The following is a 17,448-nucleotide window of genomic DNA, read 5'->3' as shown; positions in this document are numbered from 1 at the left end:
TTAATAATATTATTGGGCTGGAACAATCCACGATCTTAAAAGGCCGGCTTCTTCCTGGTTTAACAGGAAAGACCTTTTCATGCTGAGGTTGTTTTTTTGAATTTCCATATTGACAGGCGCCGGGTCCTTGCTAATGAGCAAAATTAAATCAACAACGGAATCAATATCCGGGCATACATTAATATAATTATATTGTTCATTCACAAGGCGCTTATCGGCATTGCAGAATATCGTTTTAAAACCGAGGTTTACGCACTCGACAGATGAATAACCCATGAAGTTCCCGACCGTGAAATTGAAAAAATAACCATCCTTAACGTCTTCCGGCAGAGCGGTCATAGCGATGGACTTCTCTGTAAACTTAATGTTGGAAGTAACCCCCAGCAATTCGGCCATTCGAACAATGTTTTGGTAAATACTGATGCTTTCAACCGCACCGATGAAAAGGATCGCGAAGTCATCGAAATTATTTTGCTTTAATTTATGGGCGACATAAACAAGGTCCAAAAAGGAATTTTTATCCTTGGCTATCCGGGCAACTAAATTAATCCGCAGCATTAACAAACAATTTAGCCTGAACCATTTTTGTCTTTATCGCTTCTTTACCATACTGATCATAAAGCTCACCTGCCTGGTATTCGTTTATATTTACGATAGTATCATGCTTGTTTGCAAAGATTTCACGCTGATAGGGATATTCTTTATTATGGTACTGAATGCTGTTGTTAACATTCCAGAAAAAGCGGTGCTGATGTATTACATTGTTCAATACAGCATCAATATTATACAACCCGATAACATGTATACTATCATAAAATACCCCGGAAAAATATTTTAGTTTAATTGCCCACCATGCCGATATTGCCATTTTTAGAGGAGCCCTGAAATGTTTAATATGTTTTATCCGTGTGCGTATCACTTTTATATCCTGCTCTTTTAAAATAGTATCATAATGTTCATTCCCGTAATTTTCGAGAATAAGTACCGTTGGTTCGATATCGTTTTTTTTTGCAAATAAAGCCAGTTCAACAGCAAGTTTCTCCGCGCCGCCAAGGGATAGTTTGTTAGAAATTATTAAAATCTTACCCATGAAATTCCTGTATTTTTTTAAATACGCAGGTTATTTCTTCGTCGCTCATCCCCGGATTTACAGGGATACTTAAACTGGTTTCGGCGAGATGCTCGGTTATCGGGAAATCTCCTTTTTTATAACCCAGGTGTTGATACGCCTTTTGTAAATGGCATGGAATAGGGTAGTGGATAGCGGTACCGATCCCCATTCCGGTTAGATGTTGCTGCAGTTCATTGCGCCTTTCGGTGCGGATAACATACAAATGGTACACATGACCGGCCCCTGGTGCCAGGTATGGAAGCGTTAATCCCGCAATACCCGCCAGTTGCTTATCATAAATAGCAGCTATGCTTTTTCTTTCGCTGGTCCAGCTGTTAAGATATTTTAACTTTACGGATAAAAAGGCAGCCTGCAGCTCGTCGAGCCGCGAGTTTACGCCAATAATCTCGTTATGATATTTTGTTTCAGAACCATAATTACGCAGCAGCATTGCTTTCCGTGCAAGGCTGGCATCGCCGGTGGTTAAAGCGCCTGCATCACCAAAGGCGCCCAGGTTTTTGGTCGGATAAAAGCTGGTCGCATTAATGTCGCCAAAACTGCCGGTAAGCTTACCCTTATAAAGGGTGCCGTGCGCTTGTGCGTTATCTTCAATTATAGATAAATGATACTTTTGGGCAATTCGCATTATAGCGTCCATCCGGCAGGCCTGTCCGTAAAGGTGTACCGGCATAATGGCCCTGGTTTTTGAAGTTATCGCCGCTTCAATTTTATCAGGGTCCAGGTTGTATGTCTTAATATCCGGTTCGACCGGAACTATAGTGGCACCAGCGCCGGATACCGCGAGCCAGGAAGCAATAAACGTATTCGCGGGAACGATTACTTCGTCTCCGCAGCCGATATTAAGCGCTTTTAAAGCTATATGTAAAGCATCAAGCCCGTTGGCTACGCCAATGCAATGTTCTACCTGGTTATAGGCGGAATACTGTTTTTCAAAAGCCAATAATTCATTACCCAGTATATACCATTTATTTTGAAAAACCCGTTCAAATGCTGCGCGGATCTCCTTCTCAATTAAAATGTTTTGACCGGCGAAGGATAAAAAAGGGACGTTCATATCATCAGGATCATTTAAAATTTATTACAGTGCCCCCCCAGGAGTAACCCACACCGAAACCGGCGAGCAGCCATCTGGAACCAGCCGTCGCCTTTTTCTCTTTCATCGCTTCATAAAGCGCGATGGGGATGGTAGACGAAACGGTATTGCCCACCTTAGCCATATAAATATAAAAGTGTGCTGGACTTATGCCCATTTTTTTGCGCAAATGCTCCAGCATATATTCATTGGCCTGATGTAATATAAATTGATCTATATCCGGTTTTGCCAATTCGTTTTTCAAAAGGGTATCTGCTATCAACGCCGGAATTTCGCGGGATGTAAAGGAGAATATCTCGGGGCCGTTCATATGCAGGTTCCCTGCCGACTGTTCGTTCCCATATTCGTCACTTAAGGTATTCGCGGTTTTTTCGGGATAACGGATGGCACCCTGCCTCACGATCAGGTTTTCGGCACCCCTGCCGTCAGTACCCAGCTCAAATTCGCCGATACCGGCAAAACCCGAAGTGCTGACCAGCGTTGCCGCTGCCGCATCGCCGAAAATAGTACGGTTCCCTTTGTCTTTCGGGTGGATAAATTTCGAGTAGGTTTCAGCGGTAAGCAATAAGATATTTTTTGCTATACCGGCGCATATCAACCCTTTTGCCAGTGCCAGCCCATACACGTAGCCTGAGCAGCCGAGATTAAAATCAAGTGCGCCGGTCTTTACCGGTATGTTCAATTTGTCCTGTATAATGCAGGAGGTTGACGGTAAAAAATAATCGGGACTTTGTGTACAGTAAAGTATAAAATCTATCTCCGACGGGGAGACAGCGTGTTCTGAAAAAAGTCTGCGGCCGGCGGCGATTGCCATATCAGAAGCAAACTCGTCGTTTGCGGCGATATGACGCGTGTCAATTCCGATTTTGTTCGCTATTTTTTCTACATTCCAGTCCGGGAACAGCGCGGATAATCCATGATTGCTCAATTCTTGCTGGGGCAGGTAGTAAGAGATCGCTTTTATAAAGGCTTTCATTTATTGAATTGTGAAACCACCGTCTATAAGCAGCGATGTACCTGTTACCCATTTACTGGCGTCGGCTAACAGATAGATGACCGCGTTTGCCACATCTGTTACTTCCCCGTAACCCAACGGATAGTTTTTTTCATCATTTTCTATCTGCTCCTGCGAAAAGGCCGTTGTATTTTCCAGCATCGCTGTTCTCACCATGCCTGGCGAAACATTATTTACCCGGATCTTTTGTGGGGCCAGTTCAAGTGCGATTACTTTTTGCATAGCGTTAATGGCACCTTTTGAGGCACTATACATCGAATTGCCTTTTGCGCCAATAAAGTTGCCGCCGATGGAGGATATGAACACCACCGAACAATTTTTATTAAGCTTTTTTTTCCTGAGCAGTTTGTTCAGCAATACAATAGGCGAAAAAAAATTGGTCTGCATGATGGTATCCAGCTCCGTATGGTTAACAAACTTAAACGGAAGTGTTTTCACAATCCCTGCCGAAAGTACCAGGCCATCCAGGTTTGGCAGCGAATCTGTCAGCGCATCCAGTTCTTCGCCAATGGTAAGGTCGGCGAGGTAATGGCGATGATGGCCGTCGCCAAGTTGTTTTAGGGTGTTGTCCAGCCTGTTGGTATCGCGCGCCGTAATATGTACTGATGCGCCCATCGCGGCCGTTGAAATAGCTATTTGTTTACCGATGCCCGACGATGCGCCGGTTACAAGTATATTTTTATTTGCTAAGGAAAAAGGATTAATCATAATAGATCAGGTCCGGTATTGTAAGGTGAGTAGTTTTGCATATTACACTTGCCCATGATAAACCGACACCAAAGCCACAGGCGACTATCTCTTTTTCGCCGGCCCTGAGCGCTTCTGCGGTTTCCGTTACCATTGTTAAAGGGATGCTGGCGCTGCTGGTATTGCCAAAGTTTTTCAATGAAAGCGGTACCTTGTCTTCAGGTAGCTGTAGTTTTTTCCTGATCCGGTCGTTCATCATTAAGTTAGCCTGGTGAAAGTAGAAGTGATCGACGTTATCTTTATCAACACCGAATTTATTGAGCAGCGCACTGACGGTTTCGGGGGCTTTAGATATGCCAAATGAAAATACATCCATTCCATCCAGCGTAAGCTGTAAATTACTCCTGCTTATCCCTTCGGCAATAAAATTCGCATTCATCGATCCGGCGTTGAACCGGTTGCGGTATCCGCCATCGTTTATAATAATGGAGCTAAAGCCGCTGCCATCGCTTCCCAAATGAAATTTCAAGCCGTCCTCACCTTCGCTATATTCAAGCGCCGTGGCCGTCCCGGCATCGCCGAAAAGCGGATAGGTGCTCTTGTCATCTTTGGAGCAGGTCATCGATGAAGTATCGCCTGCCAAAAGCAACGCTTTCCTTATCATACCGGTTTGCATATAACTGGTGATGGCGCTCAAACCATAGACAAACCCCGAGCAGCCCAATGAAATGTCAAGCGTAAAGCAATCGGTTGATAAGCCCAGCCGGTTTTGCAGGATCGCCGAAGTGGCCGGCAATATAAAATCGGGGGTTTGCGAAACAAATATTAAACCTTCAATTTCACTTTTATCCCATCTCAGCTCGTCAATTAATTTCTCGGCCGCTTTAAAACAAAGGTCGGATGTACAGTCGCCGGGTTTAATCGTGTGCCGGCGCTCAACCCCAGTGGTTCTAATTAGCTTCTCAAGATCGGGAGGTAAGATACTGGTTATAGCCGAATTTTCTTCAATACCCGAAGGGACACATGCCGCCAGGCCTTTTATTACAACATTTTTAATATGCAAAAATGCCATTTAAGCGTTGGTTTTTGATAGTACAATATTGTATATATCTTCAACTGTCGACGATTTTCTCACATCATCGCCGGTAAGTCTCACCCCGTAATTCTCATCGACCATGGCGATCACCGATAACGCTGTCATCGAGCTCCATTCGTCGTTTTCTTTAAATAAGGTTTTGGGGGTAAATGATACTGCCGGGACTTCGTCAAACTGCTCGGCAAACGCCTGTACAAATGTTTCGATGTTCATATTATTGTTTTTGGGGCTCAATGATACTTGTTAAAAATTCACGCTTATGCTGGTAACTTTCTTTATCCATAAACATGTAAATATTTTGATGGTCTTCGTTTATAACGGTAAAAAACATTTTATGATAACGGACCAGTTTTTTGTTGTCTTTTCTTACATCGATAAAGCATTTATCAAATTTAAGATTTTCAAAAATAAGCGACGTAAGAAAGAGATCTGCTTTTATAGGGGTAAATTCATCGTTACCCGGTTTTGAAAGCCAACTGCCCGATGTTACAGTTTTATTGGCGATGTTATATAGCCTGAACACGCCTAAAGGCTGGTTTTGCCTGTCAGTATATAAAAAGTAATATTCGCTGCCTTCGGCTTCTCTTTGTTTGTATTGCCTGATCCATCGTATTTGTTTATCAAGGTCGTTATCCGTCGCCGATAAATGCTTTGACAATTTCGGATCAGCCCTCAAACTTAATATAAATGCAGCATCGTTTTCTTCTACAAGTCTGAATATCAGTCCGTATTTGTGAACAGGAAATTGCACTACAGTGATTTGTATTTTTTAAAAGCCTGGTAGTCTCTTATATAGTCAGCCTCATTATAAGGTAACGAAGCCAGTACCAGGCAAATTGCTCCCGATGAAAAGTTTGAAATATCGCGCCAGATACCCGGCTGCATATGTAAGCCAAAGTAAGGCCGGTTTAACTGTACGGTTTTTTTATCGGTACCGTCATCAATGGTGATGTCAAAACTACCGCTTGCCGCCACGATAAATTGTTCAAGGTGTTTATGGCCGTGTGCCGCCCTTGATTCGCCACCGGGGATATCGTACAGGTAATAGACCCTTTTTACATCAAAAGGTATGTCAACATTATTCTCGACCGGCGTGATATTACCGGCCCTGTTGTTTATACGGCGTAACGGGATAATGTTGCAGTCAAAAATAGTTGATCTTTTATCCGGCATTTTTTATTTTTTTAAATTCATTAAAGTCCCTGATATACGCCGATTCATCGTACTTATCGTCCGCCAGTATCAGTGACAGCGCGTTAGTGGAGAAATTGTCTATTTCGCGCCAGATCATCGGCGGCACATACAACCCGTAATAGGAGCGGTTAAGGCTGAAGCGCAGTTCCTCGTTACCGTCATGCAGTATCACATCGAAGCTGCCGCTTAGCGCGACGATAAATTCCTGCAGGTTGCTGTATGCATGTCCGCCACGGCGTTCACCGCCCGGTACATCGTAGATCCAATAGGCCCTTTCAATTTTAAAAGGAATGTGGTTATGCTCTTCAATGAACGAAAGATTACCCCTGTCATCTAAAAATTTGGGCAGTTTTATTATGTGCGGTATCATTATTTATTCGTGGTAGCTAACGGTATAATCAAGTTTTGGGCATATGACGCCCGGGGCTAAATGGCTGTTACTGCCTTTGGTTTCGTTTTCAACTTCAAATCCGATAAAATCATCCGCACCATAAAGTAAATAACGCTGGTTTTCGCCAAATATCAGCTTAAATGTATAATTACCCGCATTTAACAGATAAGCGGGAATGATGCCTTTAACCGTATATAAACCTCTTTTTGAATCATTATTGGTTGATATTAAGGCGCCGTTATGGAAAACGGGGATCTCGTCACTGTTTTTTAGTTCGAAAGTTGAATCGAGGTTGATGCCTGCCTTTTGATTAAAGAAAGTGATCTCGAAACTGAGCCCGCTTGAAATGGAGATACTTTCACCTTCAAGCGACCTTATAATAAATTTCAAAACACGGATATGCTGGTTCCCGGGGGCATCTTCCATATTGCCGGTGTGTTCAAAGCTGGATTTTGTGTTGTTATTTGCCTGGTAAAAGCTTACCGCCTCAAGCTGTTTGTTGTCATACGCCAATTGTCCGTTTGCCAGCACAATGGCACGGTTGCAAAGTGTTTTCACGGCGGCCATATTATGGCTGACAAACAAAACGGTACGCCCTTCGCTTTTACTTACATCGCCCATTTTACCCAGGCATTTCTTCTGGAACTCCGCATCGCCCACGGCAAGCACCTCATCCACGATCAATATTTCCGACTCCAGGTGCGCCGCAACCGCAAAGGCCAGGCGTACATACATACCCGAGGAATAACGTTTTACAGGGGTATCGATATAGCGTTCTACACCTGCAAAATTTACTATTTCATCAAACTTACGCTTGATTTCGGCTTTCCGCATACCCAGTATGGCGCCGTTCAGATAGATATTTTCGCCGCCCGTCAGCTCGGGATGGAAACCTGTGCCGACCTCCAGTAGGCTGGCGATGCGGCCTTTGATTTTCACGGAGCCGGAAGTGGGGGAGGTCACCCGGCTTAGAATTTTTAACAAGGTGCTTTTACCGGCACCGTTGCGGCCAATTATACCAACGGCATCACTTTGTTCAATATCAAAATTGATATCCTTCAGGCTCCATACGATATCGCTCGCGCCTTTTGAGGTGCGGTCGTTTATTTCGCCAATTTTCAGAAAAGGGTCTTCTTTGCCTCTAAAGCGCGCCCAATACCGCTCCAGGTCCCTGGAGATAGTACCGGTACCAAAATCGCCTAACTGATAAGCTTTAGATAAATTCTCAACTTTTATAACTTTACCCATTATACGGTATCAACAAATGTTTTTTCAACCTTATTAAAAACGATTACGCCGGTAAAGAGAATTACCAGGGTAAATATGCCGCTATACAACAGCAGATCCCAGCTAAAGCTGCCTTTGCCTAAAAAGCCAAACCTGCAGGTTTCAATTACTGCGGTAAGCGGATTGAATTTGATAAGCCAGGAATAGTTGTCGTATTTCTTAACAACTTCAGATAGTGGGTAAATAACCGTAGTGGTATACATCAGTAGTGGCACGCCAAACGATACGACGAATGCCAGGTCGCGGTATTTAGTGGTAGCGGCCGATATTATCATTCCAAAACCCAAACCAAGCGCTGCTATCATTAGTATCAGTACCGGGAATAATAACAGGCAGGCGTTAGGTGCAATGGGGTAACCTGCTAATAGGTAGTAAAGCAGCAACATGATAAACAATATAAATTGTACCCCAAATCTGATAAGATTAGAGAAAACAACACTAAGGGGCATGATCAGCCGGGGGAAGTAAACCTTACCCAGCATGGCCGAATTATCCTTAAAAACAGTTGATGTTTTTGTTAGGCAGTCGGCAAAGTAGTTCCATATAATGGTGCCTGCCAGGTAAAAAAGCGGTCCGGGTATCCCGTCTGTTTTTATACCGGCCAGGTTACTGAATATTAAATTGTAAACCATTATGGTGATAACGGGCTGTACAAAAAACCATAAGGGGCCAAGTAAGGTTTGCTTGTAAAATGAGACAAAATCGCGGCGTACCAGCAGCAACAGCAGGTCGCGGTATTGCCAGACATCTTTGAGTTTTAGATCAAACAGGCTGCCGCTTGATTTGATCTCCAGGTCCCAGTAATCCTCCGGCTCAGTCATTGGTCAGCATTTTTTGCAGGGTATTAATATAAGTTTGTTCGTTGAAATACTGCAGGCATTTATCTTTTAAAAGCTTACGCTTTGCTAACGTTACCGGCAGGGTTAAGTGCCGGGCAATGCAATCTTCTAATGCGTTATCATCGTCCGTATTGATGGCGGTGCCCAACTCGCCGTTGCGTATAGCATCAATGCTGCCGTCGGCATTGCCGCATATAACAGGCAGCCCGCAGGCAAGCGCTTCAATAAATACGATGCCAAAGCCTTCTTTTTTACTGGGGAGTACAAATACATCAGCAGTTAAAAAATGGTCGGGAAGTTCCTCTTCTTTAATAAACCCGGTTAATATCACCTGCCGGGTTACGCCAACATCCGCGATAAGCTGTTTTACCCGAATCCCTTCTTTTTCGTCGTATTTACCGGCCAGAATGTATTTAATTCCCGGAAACCTTGGCTTCAGTTTAGCAATAGCTTTTATCACCCGATCGTGCCCCTTGTAAAGCTCGGTTGATGCCAGGCGCGTTAAGGTAAATATGACGGGGCCGGCACCGGTTAGCCCATAACGGTCTGACAGATATGCTGGTTTTACAAAATTTGCCGGCAGTGTCATAAACGGATCAAGCGCATTGTTTAAAACGATACATTTATCCTGATCTGTTTTATGCCAGCTATACATTTGGGCTTTTGTAAAGCTACTTACACAAATTATTTTACTGCACCTTTTTAAAAGCAACCTTTTATGAAACGATAGAGGCCGCCAAACTTCTATACCGTGTGCTATTAACCAAATTTTTGTTTTGGGGCTGATCAGTTTAATTAATAAGCCAACAAGCGCCAGGTTAATGTGGCTTAGTATTATTATGTCGGGCTTTTTTGCTGCGAATATATTGCTAAGCATAAAAGCTATCCGGTGATTGTTAAACCCCTTGAAATTTTTGTGCGGCAGGTACTGGGGCATTATGTCGCTATCTGCATCATATAACGATGCAAGTTTAAATTCCCAGTTATTTTTAAGGCAGATATTATTAAGCGAGTGCGCAAGCGTGCGGGTCATTTTTTGGATGCCGCCGGTTGTGCTGAATGTTTGTAACGAGAAGAGGGTTATTTTTTTAGACATGCCCCTGTATCTGGTATAAAGCAAACGCCCTTGACCAATGTATTTGCCCTTTGTTAAATTTATTGATAAGCCCTTTAGCGGATTTGCCCCGATACAACTCTTCATCGCTAATGGCGCTATTATTGACCATCCATTGCTGTAGTGGGAAACTAAAGCCCATTTTGGGCCGGTTCCATACAGTTTCTGGTAAAAGCTCCTTAAAGGTATCTATCAATATTTTTTTTGGCTGATGATTATCAAATCTTATAGCCGGGTCTATCTGCGATACATATTGCTGCAGATCTTCATCTAAAAAGGGTACCCTAACCTCTAAACCATGGCTCATGCTCATGATATCTGTATCATGCAGCAATTGGTTTTGCATATACAGGTTTGTTTCCAGCCAGGCAGCCTGTGATTTGTTATGCGCCCCTAAATCAGGTGTTGTAATGGTATTGAAAAGTATATTGTTTACCTCGGTTGTATCCATATCAATTAATAGCGCAATATCGGCCGGCGCATACAACCCGCGCAGAAACAAATAATTGGCTATTGAATTATTATGCGCCAGGTATGCCAGCTTTTTGTAACGACTTGCACTGAATATTTTTGATGCCGAAAAAAGGGCGGGCGGTAACATTTTAAGGTAGCCCATGTACTTTATCCTGCTAAAGGAGGGGTATCCGCCAAATAGTTCATCGGCGCCAACACCTGATAGTACTGTTTTTAAACCATCTTCGTGTGCGTACTTACTAATAAACCATGTATTAATACCATCGGTTGTTGGCATATCCATAGCGCGTAGTATCTGCGGGAAATGTTCTTCAAAATCTTGCTGCTTTACCAGGTGGGTAAAGTTTTCGCCGCTAAGCTTATCTAAAACCGCGTTTTGATACTTCCGCTCGTCATACTCTTTCTCATTAAAAAGTATGGAGATGGTTTTAAGCTGTTTTCTTTCTTCATTGGCCAGTAAAGCAAGCAAACTTGAATCGATACCGCCGCTTAAAAAAACACCGATAGGTGCATCGGCAATTAACTGCCTGCTTATTGCGGTTTTAAGGTGCTGTGATATACCCGCCTGTGCGGTTTGTATATCAGTGATGTAATTACCTGCCGTTGCCCGGTTATAACTTGTTATAGTGTAAGCGCCATTTTTATTCCAGCATAAAAAATACCCTTTAGGGACGCTTAGCACATTTTTTAAAGTCGTGTATGGTTCGGGGATATGCCCAAATGCCAACAACCAAACCGGCCACCTTGTGTCTTCTGCAGTGGCAATACCTGCTGCTTTAAATGCCCGTATCTCCGACGCGAAAGATAGCTGCCCGTCCTCTGCATAGTAATATAACGGCTTAATGCCGGTGGTATCACGTACCAGGTAAACCGCCTCAGTAATGGTATCATACAACGCAAAAGCAAACATGCCCCTTAATTTATCAAACGAGCTTGTGCCCCAATGTAAATAGGCTTGTATGATTACTTCAGTATCGGTGCCGGTATGAAATGCGGCACCCAACTGCTGCAGTTCTGTTTTTAATTCCCGGTAGTTATATAGTTCGCCATTAAAAGTTATCCATGCTTTCAGTTCGGCATCGGCCATGGGTTGGTGGCCATTGGCGCTAAGGTCAATAATAGAAAGCCGGCGATGCCCAAATACGACCCGGGTATCTGCATTGCAGTATAAGCCGGCATCATCCGGCCCGCCATGCTGTAATGTATGGCACATTACATTTACTACTCTTTTAACTTCATCTCCCCGTAACCGGTTTGTAACCAGTCCTGCTATCCTGCACATTGTATCCTATAGTATATAGCTTCGCCCCGTAAGTCACAGTTTAATTATGTAACTTATTTATTATCAATATTTTAAATAACATATTGATTTATGTTATTTAAAGCCTGTTAATTAATGATGCTGCAACGTTTACGATGATTGAGCAGCCAAGGTTTTCTAATCGTAACAATAGCTGTTTTTGCGAACGATAAGCTATTATTTCGCCGGTAATACCTTTTAAAGGGCCTGCTTTGATTTTTATTTTTTCTCCCGGCTGTAAATCTTCTTCGGTTACTTCCATATCCAAAGCGCTTGCCATTAATAATTTAAGTTCATTTATCTGCCTGTCGGGCATTGCGGTGATCTTGCCCGAAAAATATATAAAGCGGGCGATCCCTTTGGTCATTAATACCTCTGTTTGGGCATGATCTGCAATACGCACAAACAGATAGGAGCTGATAAGCGGCTCTTCCACCCATTTTTTTCGGTCGCTCCATTGCTTTAAACGGCGGTGGAGGGGCAGGTAGGCCTCAATACCCTTACTTATTAAAGCGCTGTATGCCTTTTTTTCTGCACGTGGTTGGGTGTAAACAGGGTACCACTTCAGATTACTATCGCTTACTTTTAAGTCCATACGCTAAAAACTTAATTTTTGAACCATCGTCTAAAATCCCACCACTTCTTTTTGTCATTGTCCACATAATAGCCGGAGCTTTCATAGCCGCTGTAATCTGAATAATAATAATACCGTGTCCCATAGCTTTCGCCGGTAAACCGGGTTGTATAATACCTGGAATGCAAAAGGTCTTCGGCAAAGGCATTTAGTACGATAACCGTATTATCCAGATGATATTCCTGGGCTATCCGCTGCGGTATGGTCGCCGCATAATATTTAGATTTTCCGGATCGTATCACAAATATGTTGATATCGCTCACCCGTATAAGGGGTATAGCATCTGATACCAACCCAATTGGCGCAGTATCGATCATGATTACATCATACCTTGTTCTCAGTTCTTTTATGAGTTCGGTCATTCGTTCGCTATGCAAAAGCTCTGACGGGTTCGGGGGAACGGGCCCCGAAGTAATGAGATCCAGGTTTCCCTGTTCAGTTTTTAATAAGATGTCTTCTAATGCGGATTGACGGGAAAGGTAGGTGCTTAAGCCGGTGTCATTTGCTTTCTTAAACGTTTTATGAAGTTTGGAGCGGCGCAGGTCGCCACCTATCAGTATTACTTTTTTATCTATTAACGATAAGGTACTGGACAGGTTAACAGCCACAAATGATTTTCCTTCGCCGGCTATTTCGGATGTTATGCAGATGACTTTACTGGTCTTTTCTGACGCAAGAAAATTTAAATTGGTACGTACGGACCTCACCGATTCCGCAAACATGGTTTTTGGTTTACTTATCGCCAGTATCTGAGAATTGTCTTCATCTATTTTTTCCGGGAACTTTCTGATAACCCCTAATATAGGGACAGTGGTAAGACTCTCAACGGTCTCTTTATCATATATATAGGGATTGAGCAGTCGTATCAAAATGATCAGGCCGATGCCGGTAAGGACACCAAAGATCATTGCCGAGCGGCGAATGCCATGCTCATCCGGTGATATGGGGGAGAGGTTGGCCTGGGCCTGCTCAACAATTGTCGCGCCGGGCAGTATGCCCGCACGGCTTATCTGGGCCGAAAGTTTTTTCTCTGATAAAAACGATAACACTTTTTCATTTACCTCATAAGGCCGGTTTAGGGCGATAAGATCACGCTCGGCAACCGGGAAAATAGATATTTGTTTATTAACCACCGCCAGTTGCGAGGTTAAATAATCAAGGTTTCGTTTTACAGTTGTATAGGTGGTATTAATGCTGTTTAAGGCATTGCCTTTTAGCTGTAAAATAGAGCGGTTAATATCCTGTATGGGCTGCGAATTGTAGTTATACGTTTTTAATAACTCATAACGCTGGTTAAGTAAATTATCAAGCCTTTCTATTAATGTAGTTAGCGCAGGGTCAATTCCACTACCGGCGTTAAAATTAAGGTTTACGTTGTTTTTTTCTTTATCTATCTGATCCCTTAACTGCTCAATAGCTATCAGCTGTAGTTTTAATATAGCTTGCTGCGATTCTATATCCTTTGCCTTTGATAAAGCTGTTTCGGCAGAAGAACTAACTTCCATTAATTTATTTTTCTGCTTAAACTCCAGGATGGATTTTTCAGAACCCTTTACCGCACCTGACAGATACTTTAACTGATCATCAATAAAATTGATCATTTGCGTAGCTGATTGTGTTTTGCGGTTGCGGTCGTATATTAAATACTCCTTCATTATCGCGTTAAGCACATCGGCAGCAAACTGTGGGTTTGCATCGGTTTGTTGCAATAAAAGTATGTTGGAGTTTTTTACCATCTCACTGGTACGTAAACCGCCTCTTACCCGGCCAATAAAATCTTCGGGGATATTAAATTTAAAAAGATATAAGGTGTTGTTGCCTATATAACCGGGAGGTTTTATGCTAAATGTAGTAGGCCCGATGGTAATTGGGGTATTGTATTTATAGGATTTGGAAACCTCTTTAGCGCCTGCTTTATAGGAAAGGTTAAAGCTGTTTTTATTAAGGGCTTTAAAAGTTATGATATCCCGGTAAAAATTTAAACTGTCAAATTGTATGGTTTGTATATCAAGCGGCTTTTGGGGGTAGATCTCACTTGTGCGTACACGGCCTTCTATATAAAAACTAATGTCGTAATCAAGGTCTTTAATGGCACTTAAAATAACCGTGGGGCTTTGTATTACCGATGTTTCGCTTTGTATTTTTGAAGGCCCCCTGTCAGAAGTGCTCATCACATTTACCAGGTCTGCTATTTCCGACTTCTTCTCTTCCAGCTTCATGGTGCCGGATGTTGCAAATGTTTTAGGTGTGTACCACAAATAAACATATGACCACAGTATGAATATAAAAAGGGAACCTGCTATCCAGTACCAGCGGCTTAATAATATTTTACCTATTTTAAAATAGTCAATTTCCTGGTTCGGCAATTTTTTTATGCTCTTTTCGGTTTCTTCCATTACTGCCTGCTAAGGGTAAAATGATCAGCGCTACGGTTTAACTTTCGTAAAAAGTCATTTCCGTCTCTGTTTGTGTTATCGCCGTCATGATCTTGTTATATACTTTCAGCTCGTTCAAAAACCATGGCCTGTATCTTTGCTATCGCTTTGTTCAATACACTCAGGGTTGCGACGGTTTTTATTGAATTTAAAAGTAATATTTCGTCGATCATAGCCCGGGGTGACTTTTTCGCCATTTCAATTTAATTAGCGCTTAAAGCTACTAAAAATCACTTGATTTTTGAGTTATGGCCGGTATGATAATTTGGAGATGCGACCGAGCAGCTTAGGAGCAGTAACGATTTGCTTAAAATTACATAAGTAAGGCAGTCATACCGTGGTTTTTGATTTATCCCTCTTTTAGCGGTTTTTATTCACCTGGGTTAACTGGCCGGCTTTCTTTTCGATTTGAATACTTTGCTGTATTCGACTGAATGCTTTTCGACAAGCAGGTAAAAGGCGCATGCTGACAGTAAACTGAAGACCAGGCTTATGACAAATAAATAACCTTTATTGGTTGTGTAATTCTGTAGTATTTGCACAATTAAAACCGATGCCGGTATATGTATCAGGTACAAGGAATAAGAAATTTCCCCAATAAACAATATTGGTTTAAACGATAGTTTATCCCTGTAAAAAACGATAGCTAAAGAGGTTATCAATGGTACCATCCCTGACTTGATCGAAACAGCGTACATTACATACGCCGAAAATAAAGCCAGTGCGGCAATTAGAAGCCTGGCATTTATTTTCTTCATAAAGCCTAAGAATACGATAAATCCGATGGTAAAGTCATACAGGTTGGTAACAATCACCCCTCTGAAATCGGCTTTTAACATTATACAAATAATCGATGGTATGACAACTGCAGCCAAGGCATAAACAGCCTTTAACCGCATTAAGAAAGGGTATACCAACCCGATTATTATATAAAACTGAAATTCTATCGAAAGTGTCCAATAGATATTACTAAACCAATCAGCGCCTTTAATAAAGGGCACTAAATAAGTGACATGTAATAATAAAGATTTGATGGTTAATGCAGAAACAGGCTGCAGCCCGATTAAGAAGACGATCACAATGCTCGCCCAGTAAGGAGGGTCTATCCGGACAATCCGCCCTAATAAAAATCGACCGAAATCCGTTATTAAATAGCCTCTTTTATACAAAGAATAGGGCAATATAAAACCTGAAATAACAAAAAATACAGCTACACCCGACTGCCCTTCATTAACTATGGTTTGTAAAGCCCCCTCTGTATGGAAACCGGTAACCATCCCCAGGTGTATTAAACAAACCCAAAGGGCCGCTATAGCCCTTAAAGTTGTTATACCCGCCAGATGTTTAGGTTGTGTTAACGTCATTATTATTGCAAAAATGCAATAATAAATTAAAACAGGTAAGGCTTCGGGCCGGATTTATAAATCTGAGGGAAAACACGCCGTAATCGAAGCTTATGGTAGGCTCATGTGTCAGCAACAATTGTATTGAATCGCTAATAATTAAATATTCATTATATATTTTCTTAGGAAATACACGCGGTGTTACCGTTTGACCCTGGTATACGTTCTAAGAAAACAGGCCATGAGTGATCTCTGCAATGGCCGGATCTCCGTAAAAGAATATCGTAAACGCGCCCGGCGCCTGGGTAATCACCAGAATATCTTCCCGTTTGATATTGTTCTCATTGATGAAACGCGTTAGCCGCTCGTGACTGGAGAAATAATCCGATTTGAGAATAGTCATTGTTCTTTCTGTATTAGATGGAAAGCGACAGATAATGTTACAACCGCTGTCACCAGCGACGTTGGGATCTTTGCAGTCATGGGCTTCATAAAACGCAGGCTTTACGATTTCCTGCCCCATGTCAATCGCTGTTACGTAAAACCGATTTTGCCAATCCTGCAAATACGGATTCGATCATATTAAGGAACTGGGAAGATACTTAATTAATTAAACAATTGCGGGTGCGCTATATTACTTTATACCGAACTCTTTTGTCAGCCCCCTTTTTACTATCCCCAGATCGCCTGCCATCCTATGATAAAGTGCTTCATAGTGAGCGCACATTTCATTAATAGCTTTGTTATACAGCTCATACAGGTCGCCTTTTTCCTCATCCAGCGCGTGCCTGATTCCATCAGTTAAATCTAAAACCTTCATATACATTTCCTTTGATCTGAGATTGGATTCGATCACCGGATCATTAGCTAATGAAACATCAAAGTACAGACTGATGAGGTTGTATTTCCAGTTCTCTGCATCCAGTTTATCCATGTAAGAATTCAGTTTATTCATTTCTTTATTCAAAAAATCTAAACTTTTTTCACCCCTGGCATTATTATAGTTTTTCCAGTAACCGATGTTCTTTTTTACGACGGCCATCTTCTCACCGGTGACAAAGTAAAAGTTCTCGGCGATATCAACCTGTTTGTTCCTGTAGGTATTTTTAAGCGCCGTGTCCGACTTTCTTTTATCGCCAATATAAGCGAACAGGCCGGTTAAACACTGCGTCAGCAAGGCCCCGATCAAACCGGAAAAGGCGCTTACCTGTATCAATATACTATTATCTGCCATCATTTTTACGGTTTATGTTACTCGACCTAAACCCAAAAATATAAAAAACGATCACTATTTGCTAATTTAATTAGTAATTTATACCGGCTTAGCGATTGGTAAGCCATCTTTTATGGCTGGGATATTTACCACCTGTTTTTTCTTTGGTAAATATTATTTATTTATGTTTATTCATACCGG

General features: G+C 42.2%; 19 protein-coding genes. All 19 read right to left on the bottom strand.

Going from position 1 to position 17,448, the window contains the following annotated elements:
- Positions 1–9: 9 nt before the first annotated feature.
- Positions 10–558, bottom strand: coding sequence for a hypothetical protein (locus tag NPE20_RS04880; RefSeq protein ID WP_256537483.1), 549 nt, complete (start codon positions 556–558; stop codon positions 10–12).
- Entirely contained in the window at positions 545–1,090 is a 546-nt protein-coding gene (locus NPE20_RS04875; protein ID WP_256537482.1) for a glycosyltransferase family protein, read from the bottom strand. Before NPE20_RS04875 ends, NPE20_RS04880 begins: the two co-directional genes overlap by 14 nt.
- Positions 1,083–2,186, bottom strand: a complete 1,104-nt coding sequence (locus NPE20_RS04870) for a DegT/DnrJ/EryC1/StrS family aminotransferase (protein WP_256537481.1) — start codon at positions 2,184–2,186, stop codon at positions 1,083–1,085. The genes NPE20_RS04875 and NPE20_RS04870 overlap by 8 nt, the downstream gene beginning before the upstream one ends.
- 10 nt (positions 2,187–2,196) lie before the next feature.
- On the bottom strand, positions 2,197–3,201 hold the full coding sequence (locus tag NPE20_RS04865; RefSeq protein WP_256537480.1) for a 3-oxoacyl-ACP synthase III family protein: 1,005 nt from the start codon (positions 3,199–3,201) through the stop codon (positions 2,197–2,199).
- Positions 3,202–3,948 (bottom strand): SDR family NAD(P)-dependent oxidoreductase, encoded by a 747-nt coding sequence (locus tag NPE20_RS04860; protein ID WP_256537479.1) that lies wholly within the window; start codon positions 3,946–3,948, stop codon positions 3,202–3,204.
- Positions 3,941–4,999: a 3-oxoacyl-ACP synthase III family protein gene (locus NPE20_RS04855; RefSeq protein WP_256537478.1), complete on the bottom strand. Its 1,059-nt coding sequence runs from the start codon at positions 4,997–4,999 to the stop codon at positions 3,941–3,943. The genes NPE20_RS04860 and NPE20_RS04855 overlap by 8 nt, the downstream gene beginning before the upstream one ends.
- Positions 5,000–5,236, bottom strand: coding sequence for an acyl carrier protein (locus NPE20_RS04850; RefSeq protein ID WP_256537477.1), 237 nt, complete (start codon positions 5,234–5,236; stop codon positions 5,000–5,002). It lies immediately after the preceding gene.
- Between the two features lies 1 nt (position 5,237).
- Positions 5,238–5,774, bottom strand: a complete 537-nt coding sequence (locus NPE20_RS04845) for a GNAT family N-acetyltransferase (RefSeq protein ID WP_256537476.1) — start codon at positions 5,772–5,774, stop codon at positions 5,238–5,240.
- Positions 5,774–6,196: a sugar 3,4-ketoisomerase gene (locus NPE20_RS04840; RefSeq protein ID WP_256537475.1), complete on the bottom strand. Its 423-nt coding sequence runs from the start codon at positions 6,194–6,196 to the stop codon at positions 5,774–5,776. Before NPE20_RS04840 ends, NPE20_RS04845 begins: the two co-directional genes overlap by 1 nt.
- Positions 6,186–6,587, bottom strand: coding sequence for a sugar 3,4-ketoisomerase (locus tag NPE20_RS04835; RefSeq protein WP_256537474.1), 402 nt, complete (start codon positions 6,585–6,587; stop codon positions 6,186–6,188). The genes NPE20_RS04840 and NPE20_RS04835 overlap by 11 nt, the downstream gene beginning before the upstream one ends.
- A gap of 3 nt (positions 6,588–6,590) precedes the next feature.
- Entirely contained in the window at positions 6,591–7,856 is a 1,266-nt protein-coding gene (locus NPE20_RS04830; protein ID WP_256537473.1) for an ABC transporter ATP-binding protein, read from the bottom strand.
- On the bottom strand, positions 7,856–8,716 hold the full coding sequence (locus tag NPE20_RS04825) for an ABC transporter permease (protein WP_256537472.1): 861 nt from the start codon (positions 8,714–8,716) through the stop codon (positions 7,856–7,858). The genes NPE20_RS04830 and NPE20_RS04825 overlap by 1 nt, the downstream gene beginning before the upstream one ends.
- Positions 8,709–9,830 (bottom strand): glycosyltransferase family 4 protein, encoded by a 1,122-nt coding sequence (locus NPE20_RS04820; RefSeq protein WP_256537471.1) that lies wholly within the window; start codon positions 9,828–9,830, stop codon positions 8,709–8,711. The genes NPE20_RS04825 and NPE20_RS04820 overlap by 8 nt, the downstream gene beginning before the upstream one ends.
- A complete protein-coding gene (gene asnB / locus NPE20_RS04815) occupies positions 9,823–11,604 on the bottom strand; it encodes an asparagine synthase (glutamine-hydrolyzing) (protein ID WP_256537470.1) in 1,782 nt (593 codons plus the stop codon). Before asnB ends, NPE20_RS04820 begins: the two co-directional genes overlap by 8 nt.
- Positions 11,605–11,701: 97 nt before the next feature.
- Positions 11,702–12,217 (bottom strand): UpxY family transcription antiterminator, encoded by a 516-nt coding sequence (locus NPE20_RS04810; protein WP_256537469.1) that lies wholly within the window; start codon positions 12,215–12,217, stop codon positions 11,702–11,704.
- A gap of 11 nt (positions 12,218–12,228) precedes the next feature.
- On the bottom strand, positions 12,229–14,652 hold the full coding sequence (locus tag NPE20_RS04805) for a polysaccharide biosynthesis tyrosine autokinase (protein WP_256537468.1): 2,424 nt from the start codon (positions 14,650–14,652) through the stop codon (positions 12,229–12,231).
- Between the two features lie 422 nt (positions 14,653–15,074).
- Positions 15,075–16,055 (bottom strand): acyltransferase family protein, encoded by a 981-nt coding sequence (locus NPE20_RS04800; RefSeq protein ID WP_256537467.1) that lies wholly within the window; start codon positions 16,053–16,055, stop codon positions 15,075–15,077.
- A 205-nt stretch (positions 16,056–16,260) separates the two neighbouring features.
- Positions 16,261–16,557 carry a hypothetical protein gene (locus NPE20_RS04795; RefSeq protein ID WP_256537466.1) on the bottom strand — a complete coding sequence of 99 codons (297 nt, stop codon included), beginning with the start codon at positions 16,555–16,557 and terminating at the stop codon, positions 16,261–16,263.
- 111 nt (positions 16,558–16,668) lie between these two features.
- On the bottom strand, positions 16,669–17,271 hold the full coding sequence (locus NPE20_RS04790; protein WP_256537465.1) for a hypothetical protein: 603 nt from the start codon (positions 17,269–17,271) through the stop codon (positions 16,669–16,671).
- Between the last annotated feature and the right edge of the window lie 177 nt (positions 17,272–17,448).

This window comes from Mucilaginibacter aquariorum (genome assembly GCF_024498135.1).
Taxonomy (GTDB): domain Bacteria; phylum Bacteroidota; class Bacteroidia; order Sphingobacteriales; family Sphingobacteriaceae; genus Mucilaginibacter; species Mucilaginibacter aquariorum.
The sequence above is the reverse complement of the archived record's forward strand: the minus strand, read 5'-3'. Positions and strand labels throughout refer to the sequence as shown.